This window comes from Ancalomicrobiaceae bacterium S20 (genome assembly GCA_040269895.1).
Classification (GTDB): domain Bacteria; phylum Pseudomonadota; class Alphaproteobacteria; order Rhizobiales; family Ancalomicrobiaceae; genus Methyloraptor; species Methyloraptor flagellatus.
Window position 1 is genome coordinate 3727511 of sequence record CP158568.1, and the last position, 24697, is coordinate 3752207.

Consider the following 24697-nt stretch of genomic DNA (forward strand, 5'->3'; position numbering starts at 1 on the left):
ACGCCCAGGCGGTCATTTCGTTGATCGGGCGAGGTGCCATCGATCGACAGCAGCCCGGGATGCCGATGACGGTGGGCATATGCATCCCCGGTCAAGTCGCTCACGCCCCGGCCGATAGCATTGCGACCTTCGAGGATCGCCCGGCGGCCGCCTTCGCCTCTGTGAGGAAATAGGCAATCGTCTTGGCGATGCCCTTCTCGAGCGGCACCTTCGGCTGCCAGCCGAGGACGCGGGCGGCGAGGTCGATGTCCGGACGGCGGCGGCGCGGATCGTCGACCGGCAGGGCGCGGTAGGTGACGGCCGAGCGCGAGCAGGTCATCGCCAGGACCTTGTCGACCAGATCGCCGACCGTCAGTTCGTTGGGATTGCCGAGGTTGATCGCCCCGCGGTAGTCGCCGTCGTAGACGATGAGCCGCATCAGGCCATCGACGAGATCGTCGACGTAGCAGAACGAGCGCGTCTGCTCGCCGGTGCCGTAGACGGTGATGTCGTCGCCAGACAGCGCCTGCGTGACGACGTTCGACACCACGCGACCGTCATCGGCGCGCATGCGCGGGCCGTAGGTGTTGAAGATCCGCGCCACGCGCACGTCGGCGCGACCGGCGCGCAGGTAGTCGAAGCTCAGCGTCTCGGCGGCGCGCTTGCCCTCGTCGTAGCAGGCGCGCGGGCCCGTCGGGTTGACGTTGCCCCAGTAGCTCTCGCGCTGCGGATGGACCTCCGGGTCGCCGTAGATCTCGCTGGTCGAGGACAGCAGGAACCGGGCGCCGCTGCGCTCGGCCAGTTGCAGCAGGTGGCGCGTGCCGAGCACGTTGGTCAGCAACGTGTGCTCGGGGTCGGCCTGGTAATGCGGCGGCGAGGCCGCGCAGGCGAGATTGAGCACGAACGCGATGTCGAGCCCGCCGCGCGACAGACGCGCCGGCAAGCCCTCGATGACGTCGGCATCGACAGCGTCGAAACGGGACTCGCGCTCGAGGTGACGCAGGTTCTCCCATCGTCCCGTTTGGAAATTATCGATGCAGATCACATGATGTCCGGCTGCAATCAGCGCGTCGCACATATGGGATCCGATAAATCCCGCGCCGCCCGCAACGATCGCAACTTTGCTCTTCTTCGATTGCATCCCCACACTCCTTGGTAAAAAATCGGGGCCTTGCCGATCTTCTACTTAGAACGTGCGAGAAAGGATAAGGTTCGGCTTTCGCCAAATTCTGTGAAAATCTGAAATTCTTGGGTTGTTCCAGTCAATTGATCGGAGAAAAACCTTGCACGCGATCCGGGACCCCCTGCGCGCCACACGCTCAGGCGAGCGCCGCTGCCGGGCGGCGCTCGCCCATCGCTGCCCTGAGCGCCGCCTCGACCGTCTCGGCGCGGTGAGCAGCCGTGTGGGCGCCGAGCACCCGGACGCGGCCGGCCGCGCCGATCCGTTCCGCCGCGGTCGCATCGACGCCGGTCAGGATCTCGACGACCCGCTCGGCGGTATCGGCGAGCAGGATCTCGCGCTCCGGCCGCAACAGCGTCTCGATGCCGGCCCAGGTGTCGGAGATGATCGGCGTGCCGCAGGCGGCGGCCTCGAACAGGCGCACGCTGGGGCTCCAGCCGGCGCGGACCATGTCGGCGCGGGTAACGTTGAGCGTGAACCGGCAGGCGTCATAGAAGGCCGGGTGGTCGGCGGGACCGACATGGTCGATGCGCTCGACATTGGCCGGCCAGTCGATGTCGGCCGGGTATTGCGGCCCGGCGACGACGAAGCGCCGGTCGGGCAGACGCCGCGCCGGCTCGATCAGCAGCCGGTCGAGCACAGGCTGGCGATCCGGGCTGTAGGTGCCGAGATAGCCGAGATCCCAGCGCTTCGGTCCGGCGGCCGGCCTGTAGAGCGCGGGATCAACCGAGCAGTAGAGCGCGCGGGCGGCCGGCGCGCCCCAGCGGCGTTCGAGCCGGTCGAGCGTCGGGCCGCCGGTGAAGGAGAAATAGACGTCGAAGCCGGGGATCTGGCGCGGGGTCAGATAGGCGCAGGTACCGGCCTCGAGCGCGGCGAGCGTCACCGGCGTATCGATGTCGTAGAAGGCGGTGACGCCGCGCGCAGTCGCCTGCACCCAGTCGCCGACGGCGATGCCGTCGGGCACATAGGAGCCGACGATCACCGCATCCGCCTCAGCCACGGCACGGCCGTGACGTTCGAGCGTCTGCAGATCGCCGTACAGGTCGAAGCGGCAATAGTCCGGCTCGGCGAGGTCCCGATGCGCGGCGTACCACGGGACGTCGCGCTCCAGAAACAGGATATCGTGACCGCGCGCGGCCAGTGCCTTCAGGAGCGCGCGGAAGGTCGTCGCGTGGCCGTTGCCCCAGGACGACGACAGGCTCAAGCCCAGGACGACGATCCGCAGCCCCGCCGTCATGCGGCGTTCCTCTCGCGCTTCATCGCGGCGGTCTGGTGCAGCAGCGCATCGACCTGCGCGCCGCGGCGCTCGTAGGTGTGCTCGGCGAGCACCCGCATGCGCGCGGCCTGGCCGATCGAGCGCGCGATCTGAGGCGTCAGCGCATCGAGATGATCGGCGACGTCGCGCCCGTCGCGCGCGACCAGGACTTCGAGATCCGGGATCAGGAACATCTCGATCCCCTCCCATGCGTCGGTGATCAGGCAGGCGCCGGCGCCGACCGCCTCGAACACGCGCGTCGCCGGCGAATAGCCGGTCTCGGCCATGCTGTCGCGCGCGATGTTCAGGACCGCGAGCGGCGTCACGTTGAAGGCGTTGTGCTCGCGCGTATAGACGTGGCCGATGGCATTGACGTTGGCCGGCACGTGGTTCGGAACCCAGCCGTTGCCGCCGAGCAGGAAGCTCCGGTCCGGCCGCTGTGCCGCCGGCTCCAGGAAGAACCGGCGCACGCGTTCCTCGCGGTCGGGCAGGCGATTGCCGAGGAAGGCGAGATCGGCCGAGAAGCGCGGATCGGGATCGACCGGATGATGGGTCGACGCGTCGAGGGCGTTGTAGACCGGCACGCAGCGCTCTGCGCCGAAGGCGGTGTAGCGCTCGACGACCGGCGGGCCGCCGCCATAGGTCAGCACGAGATCGAGCGACGGTAGCCGGCGGCGCAGCGGATGCTCGGGCGTCCGCGCAATCTCGGCCAGCGTCGCCGGCGCATCGACATCCCAGAAGATGCGGATCGCGTCGTCGCGGGCGGCGGTCATCACGCCGTCGAGCAGTTCGTCGTCGTAGACGCCGACGCCACTCGCCTTGACCACCACATCGGCCGCGGCCGCTTGCGCCACGACCGCGCGCAGGCCCTCCTCCGTCGCCGGGTAGACGACGACCCTGGCCCAGTCCGGCGCCTCCATGTCCTTGTGCAGTTGCCGATCGAAGGCGTCCGGCTCGTAGAAGGTCACCTGATGGCCGCGCCGGGCCAGATCGGCGATCAGGCCGCGATAATAGGTGGCGGCGCCGTTCCAGTAGGACGACAGGAGGCTCGAGCCGTAGAAGGCGATGTTCATGCCGGGATCTCCGTTCCGGACACCGCTGGGCGGATGTCGTCGGTCAGCGGATCCGTCCCGAGGCGGGCCGCGGGGGCACCATCGAGGCGGTCCAGGATCGCGAGAAGCTCATCGACGCGGTGGGCGCAGGTGTGGCGGGATCGGATCGTTTCCAAGCCGGCTTCGGCCAGAGCGTGGCGAGATTCGGGCTCGGCGGCGAGCCGTCTCAGGTGCGCCGCCGCCTCTTCGCGCGATCGGGCGAGCAGGTAGTCCGTCCCCGGCCGGAACAGATTTTCCGTATCGTCCCAGGGTGCGGAGACCAGCGGGATGCCGCAGGCGAGCGCCTCGAAGACGCGAATGGTCGGGATGCCGGGCAGCGCCTCCGCGTAGTAGCGGCGCGGCACATGGACGGTCGCCATGTGCTGGGCGAAGACGTCCGGCACGCTGGCATTCGGCATCCAGCCGCGATAGCGCGCGCCGTAGCGGGCGAGCGTGTCGAGCGCGGCTTGCGGATAGCGCACGCCGTAGATGTCGAGGTCGAGCCCGGCGTCCTGGGCCGGGCCGAGCAGGAAGGTCTCCAGCTCGGCCGAGCGCTCGTCGTCGCCCCAGTTGCCGATGAAGACGACGCCCTCGCGTTGGCCCTCGATCCGGGGCGGCTGGAACCGGCGCGTGTCCGCCGCTTCGTGCCAGACGAACACCCGATCGCCCCAGCCCCAGCGCCGGTAGACCGCGGCGAGCGTGGCGCCGAAGGCGAGCACGCCGTCATAGCCGGAGAGGTCATGGGCGCGCATCGCATCCGGATCGCTGACCGCACGATGGTGCGTGTCATGGAACAGCAGCCGGTAGCGGCCGCCGTCGCGCCGATGCCGGCCGACCCGGGCGACCAGGCCCGGCTCGTTCCACTCGTGCACGAGCACGAGATCCGCGTCCGCGAGAGCCGCTTCGATGTCGAAGTCGCGGTCGTGCGTGCGGCTCGACAGCTCGGGATAGGCCCGGCGCCAGGGTTCCAGCCCGTTGCGGCCGTGATCGTCGAGCAGGTTGGCGAGGCTCCAGGCGCCGCGCGGCTCGTAGACGTCGACGCGGTGGCAGCGATGGACCAGTTCGCTCGCGATGCCGCGCAGGAAATGCGCGTTGCCATGGTTCCAGCACGAGGCAAGCGAGTGAGTGAAGTAGACGATCTTCATGCCGGCTCCTCGATCGGCTCGGGCGCGGGAGGCACGGTCGGGGCCGGAGCACCGGACCGGGCCCGCGCCTCCGTCAGGCCGGCACGCGCGGCGACGAAATCCCGGCGCGAGCGCACCGCTGCGGTCAGAACCGCCAGCATGCGGTCGGCCATGACCTCGGCGGTGTAACGGCCCGCGCGACGGCGCGCGACCGCGCCGAGCCGGGTGGCGCGAACCGGATCGTCGAGCAATGCGTTCACCGCCACGGCAATCGCCGCGGAATCCCCGGTCGGCACGAACAGCGCCGTCTCGTCCCAGAGTTCGCGAAAGGTCGCGATGTCCGAGAGCACCAGCGCGGCGCCGGCTTGCGCCGCCTCGAGCACGCCGAGGCCGAACGGTTCATAGGTCGCCGGCGAGACGAAGACCGGCGCGCGGCCGAGCCAGCGACGCATCGCGGGCTCGGCCTGGACGCCGATCGACCGGAGGTGCCGCGCCTCCGCGCGCGTACCGTCCGGCCCGAGCATCGGTCCAGCAGCGATCACGGGGGCATCCATGTCGGCGGCGGCGGCATCGAGCACGGCAAGTCCCTTGGCCTCGTCCCAGAACCGGCCGGCGGCGAAGACGAAACGGCCGCGCCGCTCTTCCGCGACAGCCGGCGCGACCCGCCCGTTCAGCACCGCGAGGGGCAGTTTCGGCAGGTCGTAAGCGCGCTTGGTCGCCACCGCGAAAGCCCGGCTCGGCGTCAGCACGGCCTCGGCGCTCACGAGCCCGGCGTGGTTCATCGCGATACGCCAGCGAAAGTCATCCGGCACGGGTTCGTCGCCCTTCACCGCCTGCCACCAGGTGGCGAGGCAGGAGTGGTTGATCGCGATCACCGGCACGGCGAAGCGCGCCAGCGCGGCCAGAGCCGGCGTCGACAGCAACACGACATCGACCCGCTCGGCGACCGCCAGTGCGGCGACCCGCGCCGCAGTCTCGCGCACCGGCGCGGCCGACGGCGCCAGCCAATCGAGCGCGCCGCCGATCTCGACCAGCCGCAGACCCGGGATCGCCTCGGCCTCGCGGCGGCGAGGGCCGAACGGGCTCGGACCGATCACCGCGAGCACGGTCTCGACGCCGCGCGGCGCCAGCGCGCCGGCGAGATCGAGGCTCCAGCGCCAGACGCCGCCGACGGTATCCGTGGTGATCAGGATGCGGAGCGGCGGCCCCGCGGTCACGCCATCCGGCACGGGGCCTCCAGCTCTTCGAGGGGCAAGGGCCGGTCGTCCTGGATGTCGCTCATCCGGTCGAACAGGCCGAGATAGTGGTCATGCGCCCGTTCCCAGGCGCGTTCGTCGGGCAGGCCGAACAGCTTCCGGTAGTCGGGCGAGGACGGATAGGGATAGAGCGGCACCGGGTCGTTGGCCCAGACACCGGCGGCGTGCATGCGGCTGCGCCAGTCGGCGATCAGGTCCGGATCGTCGCCGGCGACCTTGATCAGGTTCGCCTGCACGAAAGGCACGCGGCGGCGGGCGTGGATCAGCCGTTCGGCCAGTTCGTCGGTGGTCAGCCGGCAGTTCTTGTCGAGTTCCGCGCGGCCCTCGACGGTCAGGCTCTCGACGCCGGCCTCGATCGACACGCAGCCGGCGCGGCCGAGCAGGTCGAGCATCTCGGGTTTCCATAGATCGATGCGGGTCTGGATGCCGAATTCGACCGGCCGCTCGGCGAGCGCTTCGAGCAGGGCCTTCTGCGGCAGGAAGATCTCGTCGATGAAATAGAGGTAGCGCGCGCCCTGCGCGATCAGGCCGTCGATCTCGGCGATCAGCGGTTCAAGCGCGCGGCGGCGGTATTTGTCGCGGTAGTCGATCTTGGCGCAGAACGAACAGGTGTAGGGACAGCCGCGCGAGGCCTCGACCTCGGCACCAGGGCCGACCGGCGCCGCCTCGAAACGGTGATGGTGATGGTGGTGACGGGCGACCCAGTCCGCCGGCCAGTCGATCGCGGGCAGATCGACGAAGGCGGCCGCGCGCGGGGCACCGGTGACCAGGATCTCGCCGTCCCGACGGACCGCGACGCCCGGTACATGCGCCGGATCATCCGCGTCGGCGAGATCGGCGATCACCTCCTCACATTCGCCGCGCACCACGACGTCGACGCCGAGTTTCTCAGCCGTCGCCTTCGGCGTCACCGAACCATGCGGACCGACCGCGACGGTCCGGCCGCCGCGTCCGGCGAGCGCGTCGAGGAAGGCGCGCGGGATGCGCAGCTCGGGCTGGGCGCAGCGCCAGAACAGATAGGTCGGCGCCGTCGTCACCACGGTCATGTCGGGCCGGAAGTCGGCAACCTGATCGGCGAGCGCGGTGAGAGGCGTATCGGTGATATGGCCGTCGACGAGCAGAACCCGATGCCCGGCACGTTCGAGCAGAACCTTGGCCGCGCCGAGTTCGAGCGGCAGATGCGGCTCGCGGCAGCCGAAATAGATCGAGCCCTCGAAGCTCCAGGTCGGGTTGACGAGCGCGACACGCATGGGCCTCACCCTCCGACCTTGAGCCGGCGACCGGCGTCCGCTCCGCTGGCGACGCCTTCGGTGCGCAGCCAATCGGCGAGACGCCGCAAGCCGTCGCGCCAGCCGACAGGCGTGCCGAGACCGAGCGCGGCGCGGATCGCGGACGTATCGGCCACAAAGTACTTCTGGTCGCCCTGCCGCCATCCGGAGACGCGCGTCTCCACTTTTCGCCCGATCAGTCGCTCGATCTCGGCGATCAGGGCGACGAGGCTCACCGCGTTGTCCGGTCCGCCGCCGAGGTTGAAGGCGCGGCCGGCGATCGTGCCGATGCGCTCGCGGGCGCGCCGATAGGCCTCGACGCAGTCGCCGACGTAGAGCACGTCGCGCACCTGGCGGCCGTCGCCATAGATCGAGATCGGCCGTCCCTCGAGCGCGCGGATCAGGAAGTGGGCGACCCAGCCCTGATCCTCGGTGCCCATCTGACGCGGGCCGTAGATGCAGCTCATGCGCAGGACCGCGGTCGGAATACCGAAGCTGCGGGCGTAGTCGAGCACGTACTGATCTGCCGCGCCTTTCGAGCAGCCGTAGGGTGTGTGGAAGTCGAGCGGCCGATCCTCGGCGATGCCGCGCACCGCGAGCGCCGGGTCGGCCGGGAGCCACGCGCCGCGCTCGCAATCGAGAGGCACGTCGGCGAGGTCGCCGTAGACCTTGTTGGTCGAGGCGAAGACAACCGGCACCGGCGTCGGACGGCGGCGCACCGCCTCGAGCAGGTTCAGCGTGCCGGCGATGTTGACCGAGAAATCGTCGAGCGGGTCGACGAGGCTCGTCGTCACCGCGACCTGGGCGGCAAGGTGGAACACCGAGCCCGCGTCCCGAGCCGCGTCAGCGACCGCGCTGGCATCGCGAATGTCCTGTCGCGCAAAGCTGATCCGGTCGCCGTGCCGCTGCTTCAGCCAGTCGAGATTACGCTCGACGCCGGGGCGGGCGAGCGCATCGAGGATCAGCACGTGCTCGCCATCGGTCGCAAGGCGATCGGCCAGATTCGAGCCGATGAAGCCGGCGCCGCCGGTGATGAGCACGGGCCGGAGGCCGATCACGCTCGGCGCCGCGGGCGTGGTCCGGTCCGCGCTCATGCGACGAGCCCCCGCGCTTCGAGTTCGCGGCGGGCGGCGTCGACCCTGTCGACCGCCTCCTCGCCGGCGACCCATTCGGCCAGCTCCTCGAGCCCGCGCTCGAAATCGGCCTTGGCAACGAAGCCGATCGTCTCGGCCGCCCTGGTCGTGTCGGCGAAGCAGTGGCGGATGTCGCCGGTGCGGGCCTTGCCCGTCACTTCCGGTTCGATGTCGGTGCGCCCCATCGCCCGGCCGAGTGCCCGGGCGATGTCGAGCACCGAGCGATCTTGGCCGCTCGCGATGTTGAACACCTCGCCGGCGGCTTTCGGGTGTTCGAGCGACACCGCGAAGGCCTCGGCGACGTCGGAGACATGGACGAAATCCCGGCGCTGGTGGCCGTCCTCGAACAAGAGCGGCGGCTGGCCGTTGGCGAGCCTCGAGGCGAAGATCGCCAGCACGCCGGTATAGGGATTGGAGAGCGCCTGGCCGGGGCCGTAGACGTTGTAGAGCCGGAGCGCCACCGCCTCCATGCCATAGGCCGGCGCGACGCAGAGCGTCAGGCGCTCCTGGACGTATTTGGTCAGCGCATAGACCGACGCGAGCGACGGGCGCTTCCATTCCGGCGTCGGCACCGGGATCAGCGACCGGCCGTGTTCGTCGACCGGGTCCCAGCCGATCCCAACCATGCGCGAGCGCGCGGCGTCCTCGACGGCCACGCCGTCTTGCGTGCGGTAGAGCCCTTCGCCGTAGATGCTCATCGAGGAGGCGACGACGACCCGGCGCACGGGGCGCTCGATCATCTGCTGGAACAGGATCGCGGTGCCCTGGTCGTTGACCGAGACGTAGCGATCGATCGCATACATGCTCTGGCCGACTCCGACTTCCGCAGCCAGATGGACGACGCTGTCGATGCCCTTCAGGGCGGCTGCGACCGCATCGGCATCGCGCATGTCGCCGGCGACGAACTCAGCTTCTGGCGCTAGGCCGTTGGGGCGATCGGCTCCGCCGTGAACCTGTTCGATCAGGCTGTCGAAAACCCGCACCTGGTGACCGCGCTTCAACAGCGCGTCGACGACGTGGCGGCCGATGAACCCGGCGCCGCCGGTGACGAGTACCTTTTCCATGGGGCGCTCCTCAGGACCGGCTGATCAGCTTGTTGAAACGGCTGTCGCCTTCGGCCTGGTAGAGCAGCGCCAGTTCGTTCTCCTCGAACTTCTCGAAGAACTCGTCCCAGGAGATTTCTTCCAAGCTGTCGTCCGGCTCGGCGAAATCGAAGCGCAGGATGCCGGGATCGTCGCCCTTGCCGGTGGCCTTCACGCGCGACGGTCGGCCGCCGTGGCCTTCCACCCATTGCCGGATCTCGTCGTGGTCGATCGTGGTCTTGGCCTGCGCCATCGATGGCTCTCCCGAACACGGCGCCCCGCCGACGGCAACCCGGTCGGTCAGGGCAAGGACGGCAGGCGCAACGCCGATGTCTCGAAGCTTGTTCCAGACTGAAAAATATTACCCGACGGAATGATCGTTCGCCCCAACCATCTGACGTACCTTGCGATTTCCGTTTCGATCGCCGAACGCTCGTCCGCCGCTGCGTCATGGGCGAAGCGCCAGGCGCCGAGTTGGAACGCCGCATAGCAGGGGATCAGAAAATCGAGCAGCGCGCGGTCGACCGCGCGATCGGCGGCCAGTTCGATCCGCGTGATCAGACGATCACGCTCGGCCAGATCGAGATCGAACTCGACGGTCGCGCCCGCAATGTCCCAGGCGATGTCTTGCGGGCCGATCAGATCATGCGAGCGGTCGTGATCGACGGCGTCGGTCTTGAGGATGCGGCCATCCGGCAGCATCAGCCATTCGCAGGCGCGGAGCCTGCCGTCGATGTGGACCGGATGCCCATGCCGGCCCGAGAGGCGCCCGGCGAGATCGGCCATGCCGTCGTGACGGATGCCGAGCTCCTCGGCGACATTGATCCGCAGCATCTCCGCGAGCGTCTCCAGCGAGGCGCCGGTCCGGTCGGCCGGGAAAGCGGCGGCACGGAAGCCGAGATAGTCGCCGAGCCGGTCGAGGAAGCGATCCCGGTCCGGACCCTGGGGATCGAGGATCGCAGCGTCGCGCTCGAAGCGGTCGAGGACGAAGCCATAGACGTCGCCGAGCACCGCAGGGGCGAAGCCGGCCTCGGCGAGCCGCCGCTGGCGGGCGACCGCCGCGCGCGCCGGCGAACCGAGGCCGGCGAACTTCGCCAGCACCGGTCCGTCCGGCGTTTCGAACAGGAACTTGCGCCGCTCCTTGCCCGCGTCGACGGCGGGCGGGCGTCGAAACCGCCGGGCGCCCCGCCACCGACCGGCCGACAGATCCGCGACCAGCCGCGCCGGCGCACCGAGCGCCGCGCCGACCAGCCGTTCGAGGCGGCGATCGGCCCCGAGAAACACGGTGTCGAAGTCGATGACGATCCGCTGGACCTCGGCCCAGCGCGCGCGATGGGCCGGCTGAGCCGCGGATCCGAGATCGCCGGCGTGACCGGGACAGAAGACCAGCCGCGACCGAGGCACGCCATGCTGCTCCAAGAGATCCGCGGTGGCGCCGAAGGAACTGCCGGAGAGACCCGGCCCCTCGTCGACGATCGCGATCCGCGTCTCGTCCGGGGCCGCCAGGCGGTCGACGAGCACCGGATCGACCGACAGGTGACGGGCGAACGGGTCCCCGACCGGCCGCAGGGTGACAAAGCTCTCCGCACCGCTCGCCGCCGCGACGAGTGCGGCGAGCGGCAGGCCGATCGAACGCAGCCCGATCACCACGGGCGGTCCCGCGGCGTCGGCGGCGAGGCGGCGGCCCGCGGCCAGGAACTGATCCGGATAGAGGCCGTAGTGCGCGAAACCCTCCGCATGCCGGACCGCGACACGCGTCGGCCAGTCGCGCAGCAGCAGGAGATCGGTGGTCGCCATCGCCGCGCGCAACGCCCATCGATGGACGAAGGCATCGCTGGCGGCCTCGGCCTCGATCAACCGGGCGAGCGCCAGCATCCAGGCGCACAGCGCTTCCGTGTCGGGCGTCGTGCGGTCGACCTCGCCGGCGGCATGGCAGTCGGCATCGACCAGCCCTTGGGCAAGGGCGCCGGCGTCGACGAACAGATCCAAGAGATCGGAGGCCGCGCCCGCCGATGGCGGCCGCTGCGCTGCCTGCACCAGCCGGTCGCGGAGGCGGCGCAGCTGCGGCAGAACCGCCACGATGTCTTCCTGGTCTCCGTAGACGAGCATCCGGCGCAGTCCCCGCTCCCGAGAGCGCTGTGCCGGACGCAGGCTTCACGGTCGGTCCGGCTTCCTCCAACGGAACCGTGGCCTCGCAGTTCCAGCCCTCCGGAACAACACGCAGATCGAAGCCGTTGCCCGCGCAACGTTCCAGCCGTAGCGGCGCCGTCGCGCGGTCCTGTGGACGAGGAGGAGACGCATGCCCCGGCTCATCGAACGTATCGCCGAGGCCAAGCGCGGGCGGATCGACGCACGGCGGAGCGCGGTGATCGTCGCCCACCCCGATGACGAGACGATCGGCTGCGGCGCCTTGCTGGCGCGGCTCGACGGCGTGCAGGTGATCGTGGTGACCGACGGCGCGCCGGCGAACGGCATCGATGCGCGCACGCACGGCTTCGCCGATATCGATGCCTATGCGGCCGCGCGGGCGCGCGAACTTGACCTCGCCCTGTCGCTCGCCGGCGTGGCGTCGTCGAACATCCGACGGCTCGGCCTTGCCGATCAGGGTGCGGCGCATGCGCTGCCCCGCCTGACACGGACGCTCGCATCGCTGATCGACGCCCTCGGGCTCGCGGCGATTCTCACCCACGCCTTCGAAGGCGGGCATCCCGACCACGATGCCGTCGCCTTCGCCGTCGCGGCCGCGGTGGAGCGGTTGGAGCGACCCGTCGAGGTCGTCGAGATGCCGTTCTATCACCGCGCCGGCGACGACATGGTCCTGCAGCATTTCGCCGACGTCGGCCCCTGCGAGGTCACGCTGCCACTCGGGGAGGCCGAGCGCGCGCTGAAGGCGCGCATGCTCGCCGCCCATGCCACGCAGGCGGCCACGTTGACGCCGTTCTCGACTGCCTTCGAGCGTTTCCGCCCGGCCCGACCGCGCAACTTCCGCGCGCTGCCGAATGGCGGGGCCGTCCTCTACGCCGATCGGGACTGGGGCTCGACGCCCGGCTCTGGCCGGTGATGGCGGCCCGGGCGCTCGACGACCTCAAGCAACCCGGAACGATCGCGGAGGCCGACGCGTGGGCCTGACCATTCTGTCCATCGCCTACACCCATGCACCGGTCGGGCCGGATGTCTCCGGCGGCGCGGAGCAGATCCTGCATCTGCTCGACCGCGCCCTGGTCGCCCGCGGCCACCGCTCCGTGGTCGTCGCGCAGGCCGGCTCGTCGATCGCGGGCGAGCTCGTTGCCTATCGCGGCGCGGACGGCCTGATCGACGGTGTCGCGCGGGCGGCAGCGGAAAGACGGGCCCGGGCAGCGGTCGACGAGGCGCTGCTCGGCTGCCGACCGGACGTCGTCCATATGCACGGCATCGACTTCGCGACCACGCTGCCGCCCGCTGGCCCCCGGTGGTGGTATCGCTGCACCTGCCGGTGGCGACCTATGGCGAGGCGCTCAGGATCGAGCGGCCGGATCTCTGGCTCCTGCCGGTCTCGCGCACACAGGCCCGCGGCGCGGCGGCGCTGCCGGGGCTGCTGACTCCGATCGAGAACGGCATCGATGTCGAGGCCTTCACGCCGGCCATCGACATTCCCCTCGCCCGACGCGAGCACGCGCTCGTGCTCGCCCGGATCTGCCCCGAGAAGGGAATCCATCTCGCGATCGACGCGACACGGGCAGCGGGCTTGCCGATCCTGATCGGCGGCGAGGTCTTTCCTTATCCGGCTCACCTTTCCTATTTCCATGCCGAGATCCGGCCCCGGCTCGGGCCGGACGTCCGGTATCTCGGCGCGGTCGGCGCAGCTGAGAAACGCCGGCTCCTGGCGGCGGCGCGCTGTCTGATCGTCGCCTCGACCATCGACGAGACCAGTTCGCTGGTCGCGCGCGAGGCCGCGGCGTCGGGCACGCCGGTCGTGGCACTCGATCGCGGCGCTTTGGCCGAGACGGTCGAACACGGCCGGACCGGCCTGATCGTCGCCGAACCCGGTGATCTGGCGGCGGCGATCCAAGCCGTCGGGACGATCAATCCGGCGACCTGCCGGGCGGTCGCTCGGTTGCGGTTCTCGGCCGCTGCGATGGCCGAACGCACGATCACGCTCTACCGGGATCTCGCAGAGGGCCGCCGCCCGCCGTGCTTCGACGACGGCACCGGCGCGCCGGTCGAGGGCGACGTGGCATGGGCGACGCCGCGGGATCAGGCCCGCCCACAGTCGCGGTGGGAGTCGATCCGATGATCGCCCCGCGGCCGAACTCGGACATCTGCGCGGAGGTCGTCCGCGACCCCGCCATGCTCGCGGGTCTCGTCGCAGACTGGTGGCGGCTCTGGCATGCCGCTGAGCAACCGACGGCGTTTCAGTCGCCGGCCTGGCTGCTGCCCTGGTGGTCGGTGTTCGGTACAGGCGATCTCTACGCGATCGCGGTCTGGTCGGAGGAGGCGCTGGTCGGGTTCGCGCCCCTCTATCGCCGGCCGGGCGCACCCATCCAGCCGCTCGGTGTCGGGATCAGCGACCAGTTCGACCTGCTGATCGACCGATCCGTGCCGGAGGCGGGCCCGATGCTGGCAAGGGCGGTCGAATCCCTGGCAGACCGGACCGCGACGGAGATCGAACTCCCCGAGCTCGCTGCCGGCTCGCACGCCGCGAGGCTCCTCGCCGGCCGGGGGCGGCTGGCACAAGGCTCGCCCTGCCCCGTGCTCGCGCTGCCGGAAGGAGCGGATTTCGAGGCCGTCGTGCCGGCCCGGCGGCGCCGGAAAATGCGCATGGCGCACCACCGCGCCGAGGCGGCCGGCGGGATCGAGATCGAGGCCGTCATTGGAGGCGATGCCATGGCGGCGATCGGCGACCTGGTCCGGCTCCAGACATTACGCTGGGCGGATCGCGACGAGGCGCCCGTTCTCGCCGACCCGGCGTTCCGCACCTTTCTCGAGGCTGCGGCGGTGCCGCTGGCCGAGGCCGGATTGTTGCGCCTCACCCGTCTGCGCGTCGACAATGGCGTCGTCGCCGTGCAGTTGGGTCTCGCCGGTCCCGGTCACCACGCCGCCTATCTCGGCGCCTTCGATCCGGCCTTCGAGCGGATAAGCCCGGGCGCGCTGCTGATGGGCGCTGCGATCGAGGCCGCCATCGCCGAGGGTGCGCGCGCCTTCCGGTTCCTGCGCGGCGGCGAAGCCTACAAGTTCGCCTGGGGCGCGGTGGACCGCCCCAACGGGCGGATGGTGATCGCGCCGCGCGATCGGGGCCATCCCTCGAGCATCGGCCGTGATGTCTTCGTCCCGGCCTGACCCCGCGCTCGACGCGGCCGTCGCCACAGCGGCGGGCAGTTCCGAGCCGATCAATGTCGCGCTGATGCATATCCTGCTGGCCGCGCCGAGCGAGACCGCCGCGCGGGCCGCTCTCGCTCGTGCGACCGTTTCCGATCGCGTGACCGCGCTGACGGCACTGCTCGACGCCTGCCCCGGCGCGTTCGACCGACTGGCCGCGATCCGGGCACTGGAACAGCCGACACGCGGCGGCGCGGCGTCTCCGGCACTGTGGAAGACACTGTTCGACCGGGCGGCGGAGATCGACGAAGGCGCGGCGGTGGCGCTCTACGCCCTCGGCCGGGCCGACCTGCTGGCCGCCGCCACCGGCGAGATCATCGCGTCGCTCGCGGCCGACGACCTGCTCTCGCCGGCTTCGACCGTTCTCGATTTCGGCTGCGGCGCCGGCCGGCTCATGGCCGCGCTGGCGCCTCGGGTCGGCCGTGTCGTCGGCGTCGAGCTGTCGGCGCACATGGCAGAGGCCGCAGGACGGGCCATCGCCGAAGACGGCAACGCCATGGTCGTCAGAGGCGACGGCCGCGACCTCGCCTTCCTTGTGACCGGAGGTTTCGACCTGATCGTCGCACTGGACAGCTTTCCCTATGTCGCTGCCGAAGGTGAGGAGCGCGTCATCGAACAGCTGGCCGAGTTCCGTCGCCTGCTCGCGGGCGGCGGCCGGGTCCGGATCCTGAACTATGCCTATGCCGGCGATCACGCGGACCGGGCTTGGTCGATCGCTCGGCTCGCCGCGGTCGCGGGGCTCCGTGTTCTCGCCGCGCGGCCGGGCGGCTTTGCGCATTGGGACGGCGAGCTCTTCGATCTCGCCGTCGCCTGAGCGGGCGCGATCGCCCCGTCACTGCATCGGGGCGAGGGTCTCGATGGCCGCCCGGCAGGCCTCGTCGCAATCCCGGCACGCCTCGGCGCAGACGCGGCAATGATCGTGATGGTGGGCGTGGCGGCCGCATTCCTCCGCGCAGAGCCGACAGATCTCGGCGCAGGCTTCCAGCATGTGCCGCATCACCGCCTCGTTCGATCCGGTCCGCCGCGAGGCGACCGAGCCGGTCGCGCTGCAGATGTCGGCACAATCGAGATCGAGCCGGATGCAGCGGCTCAGATTGGTGACGTCCTCTTCCGCGAGGCAGGCATCGGCGCAGGCCGTGCAGGTCTGCGCGCAGACATAGGCCGCCTCGATCGCGGCGACGAGCGTCCGGTTCACTTCGCCGCGGAGCTGGGGGTGTGAGCTGATCATCGCCTGGACATGCATGGCGCGCCTCCGAAAGTAGGTTCGATCCCGGCAGAACGGCCGAGGTCCGCCGTGGTTCCTCGGCGGCCATGCCGAGGTCCCGGATCGCGCGCCGTTCCGCGCCGGAACAATCGCATGGCCCCCTCGTTGGCCCGGACCGATCATCCGCGCCGGAGCGCCGGGGCCGACGCGGCCTTCCTCTCCGGCCGACAGAGGAGAGCGACATGGCGCAAGCCCAAATCCGTCCCCATGACGAGGACCGGCGCAACGACGAGCAGCGCGTGCGCGACAAGGCGAAGGAGCTCTGGATCGCCGAGGGCCGCCCGTCCGGCCGCGAGGAAGACTTTCTGACCGAGGCGCGCGAGATCGTGGCGATCAAGGACAGCTACCGCGACACGCTGGAGCCGATCGGCGAGGCCGGGGAACCGGTCGAGCCGGCGCTCGCCATGGCCAATCTCGGCGACCTGCCCGAAATGGCGGATCAAGGCGAGCAGACGGCGCCGTCGCGGGCGACGGAGGCGGCAACCGCCGACATGGGGCCGGAAGGACCGCCCGGCGGGGCTGCGGAGGACATCCGCGGCGATGCGTCCGGCCAGTTCGTCCGCAAGCGTGGCGAGCCCAACCCCGGCGGCGCGGCCAGCGCCAACCCGAGCGTGCTCTCCGGCGGCGGCGACGCCACGCAGACCGATTCGGGGCTCGATCGTGCCGGGCTCGATCGCGACACCGGCGCGGCCGGCAGCACCGATCCGCGCCGCACGCCGTTCCGGGGCTGAGGTCTCGCAGCGGACAACGAGCGATCAGCCCGAGCCGATCGGCGCCGAAACCGGACGATCGGCTCGGGATGGGGCCGGGGCGGGCCTCGCTCCCATCGTGCGACCGACCACCGTCTCGAACGTCTGCGCCAGCGTGCGCTGGTCGAACGGCTTCGATATCCGCGGCAGACGCTGGTCGAGCGTATCGGGCGGCTCGGCATAGCCGGTGCCGATCACCACCGGCAGGCGCGGCCATTCCTCCCGGATGCGGCGCGCGAGCGCCGAACCGGTCATGCCGGGCATGGCCTCGTCGGTCAGGACCAGATCGAAACGTCGGCCGCCGCGCAGCACGCTCAAGGCCTCGCTGGCCGAATAGGCCTCGGTCACGCGATGGCCGAGGTCTTCGATCAGGGCCGCGGTGGCCATGAGCACGAGCGCGTCATCGTCGACGACGAGGATATCGAGCGGCGCGGCCGGATCCCGGCCGGCCCCCGCCTGCGAATCGGGCCCGACCTCGGCGCGCGAGCTATCGACCGGCAGCCAGATCTCCACGGTGGTGCCCTTGCCGGGCGTCGACTTCAGCACCAGGCCGCCGCCGGACTGGGCGGCGAGACCATGGACCATCGACAGGCCGAGCCCGGTGCCCTTGCCGATCCCCTTGGTGGTGAAGAACGGTTCGACCGCCCGCGACAGGGTTTCCGCGTCCATGCCGACGCCGGTGTCCGAAACCGATACGACCACATAGGGGCCCGGCGCGAGGCCGCCGTGGGCCAGCACCTCGGGCGCCGCGCGCGGGTCGTCCGGGGCGATCGTCGCATCGCGGGCCGAAAGGGTCAGGACGCCGCCGTCGGGCATGGCGTCGCGCGCATTGACGGCGAGGTTGACCAGCGCGAGCTCGAACTGGTTGCCGTCGACATGCGCGGCGGAGAGATGCAGCGGGAAATGCGTCTCGATACGGACCTTGGGCCCGAGCGAGCGCTGCAAAAGATCGGTCGTGTCGGCGACCAGCTTCGGCACGTCGATCGCTTCCGGCTTCAGATCCTGCTTGCGGGCGAAGGACAGCATGCGGCTGGTCAGGGACGCGCCGCGATGGGCGCCCTTCAGCGCCGTCTCGACCAGACGGGCGAGCTTGGGATCGTCGGGGATGCGCTTCTTCAAGAGTTCGAGATTGCCGATCACCACCGCGAGCAGATTGTTGAAGTCATGGGCGACGCCGCCGGTGAGCTGGCCGATGGTCTCGAGCTTCTGAGAATGAATCAGCTGCTGGCGCGTCTCGTCGAGCTTGCGCTGGGCCTCGCGCCGTTCGGTCACGTCGCGGGTGATCTTGGCAAAGCCGACCAGCCGCCCGGCCTCGTCGTGGATGGCGTCGATCACGACATGGGCCCAGTAGCGCGAACCGTCCTTGCGCACGCGCCAGCCCTCGGCCTCGTACTTTCCCTCGGTCTCGGCCGTCTCGAGCGCTTGCTGCGGCAGGCCGAGCGCCTTTTCCTCCTCGGTGTAGAAGGTCGAGAAATGCCGGCCGACGATCTCCTCGGCGCGATAACCCTTCGAACGCTGCGCCCCGCTGTTCCAGTTGGTCACGTAGCCGTGCGGATCGAGCATGAAGATCGCGTAGTCGGTCACGCCGTCGACCAGCATGCGGAAGCGCAACTCGCTCTCCTTGAGCGCGTCCGCCTCGCTGCCGGCAATATGGGCGCGGCGGCGGTCGACATGGGCCGCGATAAGCGCCAGGGTGAGGACGAGGACCGCCACGAAGGCGACGGCGAGCGCCACCGCGATCTGATCGAACGCACCGCTGATGCCTGCTCCTTCGGCCAACGCGAAACGCGTGCCGGACATCGCAGTGAAGTGCATGCCGGCGACGGCGAAGCCCATGACGATCGCGGCGGCGATGCGGCGCCGCACCGAGGTGTCGGCGACCGACAGCCGCAACGCGAAGGTCGCCGCGACGATCGCCACCACGGTCGAGGCCACCACCGGCCAGACGCTCTGATGAATGACGACCGCGCCACGGATCCCGTGCATGCCGAGGTAGTGCATGACCGCGATCGAAAGGCCGATCATGGCGCCGGCGATGCCGAGCACCACGCCGCCGGTACCGAACCGGACCATCAGCGCCAGCGCCGCGCCGGTGCCGAGGATCGGCACCAGGAACGAGATCGCCGTCTCGCCTAGGGCATAGCGGATCTCGGCGCCGGGCAGCACGAAGGCCAGCATGGCGATGAAGTGCATGGCCCAGACGCCGCCGCCCATCGCAAAGGCGGCGAGCGTCAACCAGCCGAAGCGCCCGGCCCCCGTGGCCGACCGCACGCGCGCGGCCAGATCGATGGCGGTGTACGAGGCGGCGATGGCGATCAGGACGGACAATAGAACGAGAAAGAAATGATGCGTGCCTTGCAACATCATCGGAGGGGCCCGGGCTCACGGCGACGCAAACGGGGCGACGGCGCCTCGACGTGTAACGTCGCCCGCCGTTGCATTGTTCCACGATCCTTGGCCGGCGGGCGCCCGCGCACGACCGATCGCATCATCACGCGGACATGAGCAGCGTCGAGGCCGCGTCGAACTGGTCGCGAAGGCCGACCAGGGAGCGGTCGAGCCGGCCACGGTCGAGCGACGGCGCCTCGGCCTCGATCCGCGCGGCGGCGGTCGACAGGGCCGAGAGCCCGAGCGTGGCGGCGCTCGACTTCAGCGCATGGACTTCGCGGATCAGATCCGAGAGCGGCAGGCTCGGCAGCTCGATGAGCTTGCGCGCCGTGTCCTCCAGGAACACCTGAACGATCTCCCGGCCGATCGCTTCGCCGACCGTATCATAGAGGCGGGTGAGGGCCTGCTCGTCGAGCAGCGCCTGGGTCCGGTCGGGATGATCCTGGCCATCGGGCTCGGCACCTTCGTGGAGCGCGATCCGGTCCCCGGCATTTGCGCCCGCGCCGCTCGGACGGTCGCCCCGGTCGCGCCCGGTCCGACCGGCAGGCGGCGGCGGCTCGCCTCCGCCGCGCGATGCCCGCGCGGCCAAGGTCTCGGCAATGACCCGCCCGAGCGAAATTCGGTCGATCGGCTTGGTGGCGAAGCCGTCGGCGCCCGCCTCGACGGCGTTGCGATAGTCCTCCGCGAGCGCATTGGCGGTCAGCACCACGATCGGTACATTGGCCATGGGGCCGCCCGAAGCGCGGATCTCGCGGGTCGCCGCCAAGCCGTCCATGCCCGGCATCATGACGTCCATCAGGACGATGTCGAAAGCCTCCGCCGCGAGCGCGTCGCAGGCGGCGCGGCCGTCTTCGACGCCCCTCACGCTGTGGCCGAGGCTCTGCAGGATCCGGGTCGCGACCAGCATGTTGGTCGGGTTGTCCTCGGCCACCAGAACGCGGCAAGGCGCGGCCTCCGGCACCGGTGCCGCGACCGCGATCACGTCGGTCTCGGCCGCGAGCGCGGCGATCGCGAACTCTGCAGCGAAGGTGAAGGTCGAGCCTTCGTCCGGCATACTGGCGACCGTGACGTCGCCGCCCATGCGGCGGGCGAGCTTGCGCGAGATCGCAAGCCCGAGGCCGGTGCCGCCGAACCGGCGGGAGATCGAAGCGTCGACCTGGGCGAACTCCTGGAACAGGTTCGGCAGATCTTCGGAGGCGATCCCGATGCCTGTGTCGCGGATCGCGATCTCGATCGCGACGTGTTCGCCGGCGGGCACGCCCGCGATCGTGACCTCGACCTCGCCGCGCTCGGTGAACTTCACGGCATTGCCGACGAGATTGATGACGATCTGGCGCAGCCGGGACGGATCGCCGAGCACGCGGGCCGGCACCGAGCCTGCGGTGCGGACCACGAGCGCAAGGCCCTTCTCGTCGGCCTTGGTGCGGAGCATTTCGGTGGTCGAGCGGACGACATCGACGAGATCGAACGGCCGGTTCTCGATTTCGAGGCGGCCGGCCTCGAGCTTGGAGAAGTCGAGCACGTCGTCGATCAGCACGAGCAGATGATCGGCCGAGCGCTTCAACGTGCCGACCAGGGAGCGCTGATCGGTATCGAGCGCGGTGCCCTCGAGCAGGCTCGCCATGCCGACGACGCCGTTCAGCGGCGTGCGCATCTCGTGGCTCATCATGGCGAGGAAGGCCGCGCGGGCGCGGTTTGCCGCCTCGGCCCGGTCGCGCGCCTCGGCCAGCGCCGCCTCGTGCCGGCGGCGCAGCGTCACGTCGGTGACGGTCACCACGCAACCGCCGTCCGGCATGGGATCGGCGCCGATCTCGACGACCGTATCCGGATCCGGCCTGTGCACGACCTTCGTGCCGAGCGCCTCCGCCTCGATGATCCGGTCGGCGCCCTCCGCGACCGGCAGGACCATGCCGGGCACGATCGGGGTGCCGAGCCGCAAGAGCTCGTTCGAGCGCGGGTTGGCGACCTTCACCAGACCGCGGCCATCCATCATGACGATGCCCTGGCTCATGTGACGGAAGGTGGTCTCGAGCTGCTCGGATTTTTCGGTCGCCCGGCGTTCGGACAGGCGCTGGGCCTCGCGCGCCCGCAACAGCCGCCACTCGTGCGCGATGCCGCTGAGCACGACGAGCGACAACAGGGCGGTCGCGACGCCGGCCACCCAGAACACCGTCCGGCGGTTGTCCTCGTGCGCCAAGAAGATCGCATCCATCGATTTCGCGACGGTCACGACGAGCGGGAAATCCTGCAGCCCGCGGTAGGACACCACCCGGATCGTGCCGTCGATCCGGCCGGAGCCGATGTAGTGCCCGAACGACTGCCGCTTCAGGTGGTCGAACACCTCCGAATTGATGATATTGAGACCGAGCGCCTTCGCGTTGAGGCTGCCGCGCGCGCGGATCACGCCATCAAGGCCGACGAGCGTCACCGAACCGTTGTTGCCGAGATCGATCTGCTCGAAGAATCGCGACAGATGATAAGGATCCAGCGAAGCGACGATCACGCCACCAAAGCTGCCGTCCGGCCTGGTCAGACGGCGCGTGAGCTGCACCGACCACTTGCCGCTCGCGCGACCGAGTAGCGGCTTGGAGATGAAGAGCTTGTCGTCGAACGTGTCGCGATGGACCAGGAAGTGCTCGCGGTCGGAAAGATCGAGCGGCGGCGAATGGCGCGCGAGGTTGGTCGACTTCAGCATGCCGTCGGCGCCGATGATGCCGATCTGCAGCGTCAGGTCCTTCAGATGATAGGCATTCGTGGTCCAGGCGGGCAGATCGAAGCCCTCCGGATCCTGTTCGTAGGCGGTGCGCAGGAACAGCAGGGTCTTGTCGATCTCCTTGATCGACCGATCGACCTGCACCTCGAACAGGCGAACCAGATTGCCGGTCTCGGCGACGGCGGCGTCGAAGGTCTTCTCCCGATCGAGGCGGAGATAGAACAGGCTGCCGCCCCAAACCACGGCGATCAACAGGAAACCCAGAAACGTCGACAAGCTCATCAGGGCGCGCATCGCGCGTCTCACATGGCGGCCACCCGCTCTTGCATCGGAAAGAAAAGACATCGCGCGTCGCCTCGGGGAATCCGGCCGTTTTCTCACACGAGCTTCGACTTCGGAGGTTAATATTCGTTTCCGCAGCCGGTCGGCGTGCTGAAGCCGGTAAACGAAGGCTTTTACGCATTGCGGAAACAGGGCGATACCCGCATCGCATTGCGTTCTCGGTCACTGAGATCTGACATTCCGCTGCGATCTGCGGCAGCCGGGCACTTCGAATCCCACGCGCAGCGAAGGCGCGCCGACGAGGTCACCGCCTACCTCTCGGTCGGCGCACCGGACAACGGGCCGCGGCGGTGCGGCATCCGCACGCGGCGCCGACCGCAACCACATGGTCTAGACTATCATTCACGGCTCGATGATAGGCGAATGCAATCACTCGATTGAAACAATCGATTTGATTTCCATTAGGCAACGCCCTTTATCATTGGGTTCAATGGAGCTTAACCCACTCCCTCTGCGCAGGACCGATCCATTGACCAAGCATCCCGCTCGCGCCTGGGACCAGGCGACCGCGCGCACGATCATCGACAGCCACCGCGCCGAGCCGGGCGCGCTGCTGCCGATCTTCCACGCGCTGCAAGACACGTTCGGCTACGTCGATCGCGAGGCGCTGCCGCTCATCGCCGAGGCGCTCAACATCTCGCGTGCCGAGGTGCACGGCGTGATGTCGTTCTACCACGACTTCCGCGAGGAGCCGGCCGGCCGCACCGTGATCAAGATCTGCCGGGCGGAAGCCTGCCAGGCGGTCGGCTGCCAGGGCCTCGTCGATCATGTCGAGGCGCGCCACGGCATCGCGCTCGGCGAGACGACGGCGGACGGCGCGGTCACGGTCGAGGAGGTGTTCTGCCTCGGCAACTGCGCGCTCGGGCCCTCGGCCATGGTCGACGGCAAGCCGCTCGGCCGCATGACCCGCGAAAAGCTCGACCATCTGATCGCCGCCGCGCGGACCGGGAGGCAGTGATGACCCTGCGCATCTACGTTCCGGCCGACGCATCCGCCCTCTCGGTCGGCGCCGATCTGGTCGCCGACGCGATCGCGGCCGAACTCGCCGCCCGCCGCATCGAAGCGCAGGTGATCCGCACCGGCTCGCGCGGCCTGTTCTGGCTCGAGCCGATGGTCGAGGTCGCGACGCTGACCGGCCGCATCGCCTATGGTCCGGTCGACGTCGCCGACGTGCCGCAGCTGATCCCGGCGCTGCTCGAAGGCGCGCCGCACAAGCTCAAGCTCGGCAATCCGGACGCGATCCCGTACCTCGCCCGCCAGGAGCGGCTGACCTTCGGCCGCGTCGGCGTGATCGATCCGGTCTCGGTCGACGACTATCGGGCGCACGGCGGCTTCAAGGGCCTGGAAAAGGCGCTGGCGATGAAGCCGGCCGAGATCGTCGAGGAGGTCGTCGCCTCGGGCCTGCGCGGCCGCGGCGGCGCGGGCTTCCCGACCGGCATCAAGTGGCGCACCGTGCTCGGCGCGCAGGCCGACCAGAAGTACATCGTCTGCAACGCCGACGAGGGCGACAGCGGCACCTTCGCCGACCGCATGCTGATGGAAGGCGATCCCATGATCCTCATCGAGGGCATGACGATCGCCGGCCTCGCGGTCGGGGCGACGCAGGGCTACATCTACATCCGCTCGGAATATCCGCACGCATTCCGGACCTTCGGACGGGCCGTCGAGGCCTGCCGAAAGGCAGGCCTGCTCGGCACCCGGATCGCCGGTTCGGACCGCGATTTCGACATCACGGTCCGGCTCGGCGCCGGCGCCTATGTCTGCGGCGAGGAGACCTCGCTGCTCGAAAGCCTCGAGGGCAAGCGCGGGCTGGTGCGGTTCAAGCCGCCGCTGCCGGCGCTGAAGGGTCTGTTCGGCAAGCCGACGGTCATCAACAACGTGCTGTCGCTCGCCGCCGTGCCGACAATCCTCGCCGACGGCGCCAAGACCTATGCCGACTTCGGCATGGGCCGGTCGCGCGGCACGCTGCCGTTCCAGCTCGCCGGCAACATCAAGTACGGCGGTCTGGTCGAGAAGGCGTTCGGCCTGACGCTGGGCGAGGCCGTTCACGATTTCGGAGGCGGCACGCTTTCGGGCCGGCCGCTGCGCGCGGTGCAGGTCGGCGGCCCTCTCGGCGCCTATTTTCCGGCGGACTATCTCGACACGCCGCTCGACTACGAGGCCTTCGCGCAGCGGCGCGGCATGCTCGGCCACGGCGGCATCGTCGTGTTCGACGACACCGTCGACATGGCCGAACAGGCGCGTTTCGCGTTCGAGTTCTGCGCCAAGGAGAGCTGCGGCAAGTGCACGCCGTGCCGGATCGGTTCGACGCGCGGCCGCGAGACGATGGAGCGGGTGATCCGCGGCGAGCACATCGCGGACAACCTGACGCTGATCGAGGATCTGTGCCGGACCATGACCGACGCTTCGCTCTGCGCGCTCGGCGGGCTGACGCCCTATCCGGTCACCAGCGCGATCGAACATTTCCCCGAGGACTTCGACCGGCCGCGCGCGCATCGCGCAGCGGCGGAATGAGGGA

The 24697-nt window shown here is 69.8% G+C and carries 21 protein-coding genes; 8 read left to right on the forward strand and 13 right to left on the reverse strand.

The window, feature by feature from the left end; translation table 11 throughout:
- Positions 1-100: 100 nt before the first annotated feature.
- The 10 genes from ABS361_16910 to ABS361_16955 all read right to left on the reverse strand — a co-directional run bounded on the left by ABS361_16910 (position 101) and on the right by ABS361_16955 (position 11477).
- The gene (locus ABS361_16910) at positions 101-1120 is read right to left on the reverse strand and encodes a UDP-glucuronic acid decarboxylase family protein (GenBank protein ID XBY43738.1); all 1020 of its coding nucleotides are present in this window, start codon (positions 1118-1120) and stop codon (positions 101-103) included.
- Positions 1121-1298: 178 nt separating this feature from the next.
- Positions 1299-2396, reverse strand: a complete 1098-nt coding sequence (locus ABS361_16915) for a glycosyltransferase (protein XBY43739.1) — start codon at positions 2394-2396, stop codon at positions 1299-1301.
- Positions 2393-3487: a glycosyltransferase gene (locus tag ABS361_16920; GenBank protein XBY43740.1), complete on the reverse strand. Its 1095-nt coding sequence runs from the start codon at positions 3485-3487 to the stop codon at positions 2393-2395. The genes ABS361_16915 and ABS361_16920 overlap by 4 nt, the downstream gene beginning before the upstream one ends.
- Complete coding sequence (locus ABS361_16925; protein ID XBY43741.1) at positions 3484-4650, reverse strand: glycosyltransferase; 1167 nt, start codon at positions 4648-4650, stop codon at positions 3484-3486. Before ABS361_16925 ends, ABS361_16920 begins: the two co-directional genes overlap by 4 nt.
- A complete protein-coding gene (locus ABS361_16930; protein XBY43742.1) occupies positions 4647-5858 on the reverse strand; it encodes a glycosyltransferase family 4 protein in 1212 nt (403 codons plus the stop codon). The genes ABS361_16925 and ABS361_16930 overlap by 4 nt, the downstream gene beginning before the upstream one ends.
- Positions 5843-7135: a TIGR04295 family B12-binding domain-containing radical SAM protein gene (locus ABS361_16935; protein XBY43743.1), complete on the reverse strand. Its 1293-nt coding sequence runs from the start codon at positions 7133-7135 to the stop codon at positions 5843-5845. Before ABS361_16935 ends, ABS361_16930 begins: the two co-directional genes overlap by 16 nt.
- A gap of 5 nt (positions 7136-7140) precedes the next feature.
- On the reverse strand, positions 7141-8247 hold the full coding sequence (locus ABS361_16940; protein XBY43744.1) for an SDR family NAD(P)-dependent oxidoreductase: 1107 nt from the start codon (positions 8245-8247) through the stop codon (positions 7141-7143).
- On the reverse strand, positions 8244-9350 hold the full coding sequence (locus ABS361_16945) for an SDR family NAD(P)-dependent oxidoreductase (GenBank protein XBY43745.1): 1107 nt from the start codon (positions 9348-9350) through the stop codon (positions 8244-8246). Before ABS361_16945 ends, ABS361_16940 begins: the two co-directional genes overlap by 4 nt.
- 10 nt (positions 9351-9360) lie before the next feature.
- Entirely contained in the window at positions 9361-9621 is a 261-nt protein-coding gene (locus ABS361_16950; GenBank protein ID XBY43746.1) for a hypothetical protein, read from the reverse strand.
- Positions 9622-9668: 47 nt separating this feature from the next.
- Positions 9669-11477 carry a hypothetical protein gene (locus ABS361_16955; protein XBY43747.1) on the reverse strand — a complete coding sequence of 603 codons (1809 nt, stop codon included), beginning with the start codon at positions 11475-11477 and terminating at the stop codon, positions 9669-9671.
- A 190-nt stretch (positions 11478-11667) separates the two neighbouring features.
- On the opposite strand from ABS361_16955, the gene ABS361_16960 reads away from it, so the two are divergent.
- The 5 genes from ABS361_16960 to ABS361_16980 all read left to right on the forward strand — a co-directional run bounded on the left by ABS361_16960 (position 11668) and on the right by ABS361_16980 (position 15537).
- Positions 11668-12429 (forward strand): PIG-L family deacetylase, encoded by a 762-nt coding sequence (locus ABS361_16960; GenBank protein XBY43748.1) that lies wholly within the window; start codon positions 11668-11670, stop codon positions 12427-12429.
- A 58-nt stretch (positions 12430-12487) separates the two neighbouring features.
- On the forward strand, positions 12488-12946 hold the full coding sequence (locus ABS361_16965; GenBank protein ID XBY43749.1) for a glycosyltransferase: 459 nt from the start codon (positions 12488-12490) through the stop codon (positions 12944-12946).
- An 80-nt stretch (positions 12947-13026) separates the two neighbouring features.
- A complete protein-coding gene (locus ABS361_16970) occupies positions 13027-13641 on the forward strand; it encodes a glycosyltransferase (GenBank protein XBY46925.1) in 615 nt (204 codons plus the stop codon).
- Entirely contained in the window at positions 13584-14684 is a 1101-nt protein-coding gene (locus ABS361_16975) for a GNAT family N-acetyltransferase (protein XBY43750.1), read from the forward strand. Before ABS361_16970 ends, ABS361_16975 begins: the two co-directional genes overlap by 58 nt.
- Positions 14665-15537, forward strand: coding sequence for a class I SAM-dependent methyltransferase (locus tag ABS361_16980; protein XBY43751.1), 873 nt, complete (start codon positions 14665-14667; stop codon positions 15535-15537). Before ABS361_16975 ends, ABS361_16980 begins: the two co-directional genes overlap by 20 nt.
- Positions 15538-15555: 18 nt before the next feature.
- On the opposite strand, the gene ABS361_16985 is transcribed toward ABS361_16980, so the two are convergent.
- Positions 15556-15966 carry a four-helix bundle copper-binding protein gene (locus tag ABS361_16985; protein ID XBY43752.1) on the reverse strand — a complete coding sequence of 137 codons (411 nt, stop codon included), beginning with the start codon at positions 15964-15966 and terminating at the stop codon, positions 15556-15558.
- Positions 15967-16169: 203 nt separating this feature from the next.
- On the opposite strand from ABS361_16985, the gene ABS361_16990 reads away from it, so the two are divergent.
- The gene (locus ABS361_16990) at positions 16170-16718 is read left to right on the forward strand and encodes a DUF2934 domain-containing protein (protein ID XBY43753.1); all 549 of its coding nucleotides are present in this window, start codon (positions 16170-16172) and stop codon (positions 16716-16718) included.
- Between the two features lie 24 nt (positions 16719-16742).
- Here the strand turns inward: ABS361_16990 and ABS361_16995 are convergent, their stop codons facing one another.
- Both ABS361_16995 and ABS361_17000 read right to left on the reverse strand, forming a co-directional pair.
- Complete coding sequence (locus tag ABS361_16995; GenBank protein ID XBY43754.1) at positions 16743-19100, reverse strand: MHYT domain-containing protein; 2358 nt, start codon at positions 19098-19100, stop codon at positions 16743-16745.
- A gap of 127 nt (positions 19101-19227) precedes the next feature.
- The gene (locus tag ABS361_17000; GenBank protein ID XBY43755.1) at positions 19228-22119 is read right to left on the reverse strand and encodes an ATP-binding protein; all 2892 of its coding nucleotides are present in this window, start codon (positions 22117-22119) and stop codon (positions 19228-19230) included.
- A 529-nt stretch (positions 22120-22648) separates the two neighbouring features.
- Here ABS361_17000 and ABS361_17005 point away from each other — a divergent pair.
- Positions 22649-23137 carry a formate dehydrogenase subunit gamma gene (locus tag ABS361_17005; protein XBY43756.1) on the forward strand — a complete coding sequence of 163 codons (489 nt, stop codon included), beginning with the start codon at positions 22649-22651 and terminating at the stop codon, positions 23135-23137.
- Positions 23137-24693 (forward strand): NADH-quinone oxidoreductase subunit NuoF, encoded by a 1557-nt coding sequence (locus ABS361_17010; protein ID XBY43757.1) that lies wholly within the window; start codon positions 23137-23139, stop codon positions 24691-24693. The genes ABS361_17005 and ABS361_17010 overlap by 1 nt, the downstream gene beginning before the upstream one ends.
- Positions 24694-24697 lie beyond the last annotated feature (4 nt).

Bases quoted from the DNA above. Each gene is read 5' to 3' on its own strand.
- ABS361_16910 (XBY43738.1), bottom strand. From the start codon at position 1,120: ATGCAATCGAAGAAGAGCAAAGTTGCGATCGTTGCGGGCGGCGCGGGA.
- ABS361_16915 (XBY43739.1), bottom strand. From the start codon at position 2,396: ATGACGGCGGGGCTGCGGATCGTCGTCCTGGGCTTGAGCCTGTCGTCG.
- ABS361_16920 (XBY43740.1), bottom strand. From the start codon at position 3,487: ATGAACATCGCCTTCTACGGCTCGAGCCTCCTGTCGTCCTACTGGAAC.
- ABS361_16925 (XBY43741.1), bottom strand. From the start codon at position 4,650: ATGAAGATCGTCTACTTCACTCACTCGCTTGCCTCGTGCTGGAACCAT.
- ABS361_16935 (XBY43743.1), bottom strand. From the start codon at position 7,135: ATGCGTGTCGCGCTCGTCAACCCGACCTGGAGCTTCGAGGGCTCGATC.
- ABS361_16940 (XBY43744.1), bottom strand. From the start codon at position 8,247: ATGAGCGCGGACCGGACCACGCCCGCGGCGCCGAGCGTGATCGGCCTC.
- ABS361_16945 (XBY43745.1), bottom strand. From the start codon at position 9,350: ATGGAAAAGGTACTCGTCACCGGCGGCGCCGGGTTCATCGGCCGCCAC.
- ABS361_16950 (XBY43746.1), bottom strand. From the start codon at position 9,621: ATGGCGCAGGCCAAGACCACGATCGACCACGACGAGATCCGGCAATGG.
- ABS361_16955 (XBY43747.1), bottom strand. From the start codon at position 11,477: ATGCTCGTCTACGGAGACCAGGAAGACATCGTGGCGGTTCTGCCGCAG.
- ABS361_16960 (XBY43748.1), top strand. From the start codon at position 11,668: ATGCCCCGGCTCATCGAACGTATCGCCGAGGCCAAGCGCGGGCGGATC.
- ABS361_16975 (XBY43750.1), top strand. From the start codon at position 13,584: ATGGGCGACGCCGCGGGATCAGGCCCGCCCACAGTCGCGGTGGGAGTC.
- ABS361_16980 (XBY43751.1), top strand. From the start codon at position 14,665: ATGTCTTCGTCCCGGCCTGACCCCGCGCTCGACGCGGCCGTCGCCACA.
- ABS361_16985 (XBY43752.1), bottom strand. From the start codon at position 15,966: ATGCATGTCCAGGCGATGATCAGCTCACACCCCCAGCTCCGCGGCGAA.
- ABS361_16990 (XBY43753.1), top strand. From the start codon at position 16,170: ATGGCGCAAGCCCAAATCCGTCCCCATGACGAGGACCGGCGCAACGAC.
- ABS361_16995 (XBY43754.1), bottom strand. From the start codon at position 19,100: ATGTTGCAAGGCACGCATCATTTCTTTCTCGTTCTATTGTCCGTCCTG.
- ABS361_17000 (XBY43755.1), bottom strand. From the start codon at position 22,119: ATGAGCTTGTCGACGTTTCTGGGTTTCCTGTTGATCGCCGTGGTTTGG.
- ABS361_17010 (XBY43757.1), top strand. From the start codon at position 23,137: ATGACCCTGCGCATCTACGTTCCGGCCGACGCATCCGCCCTCTCGGTC.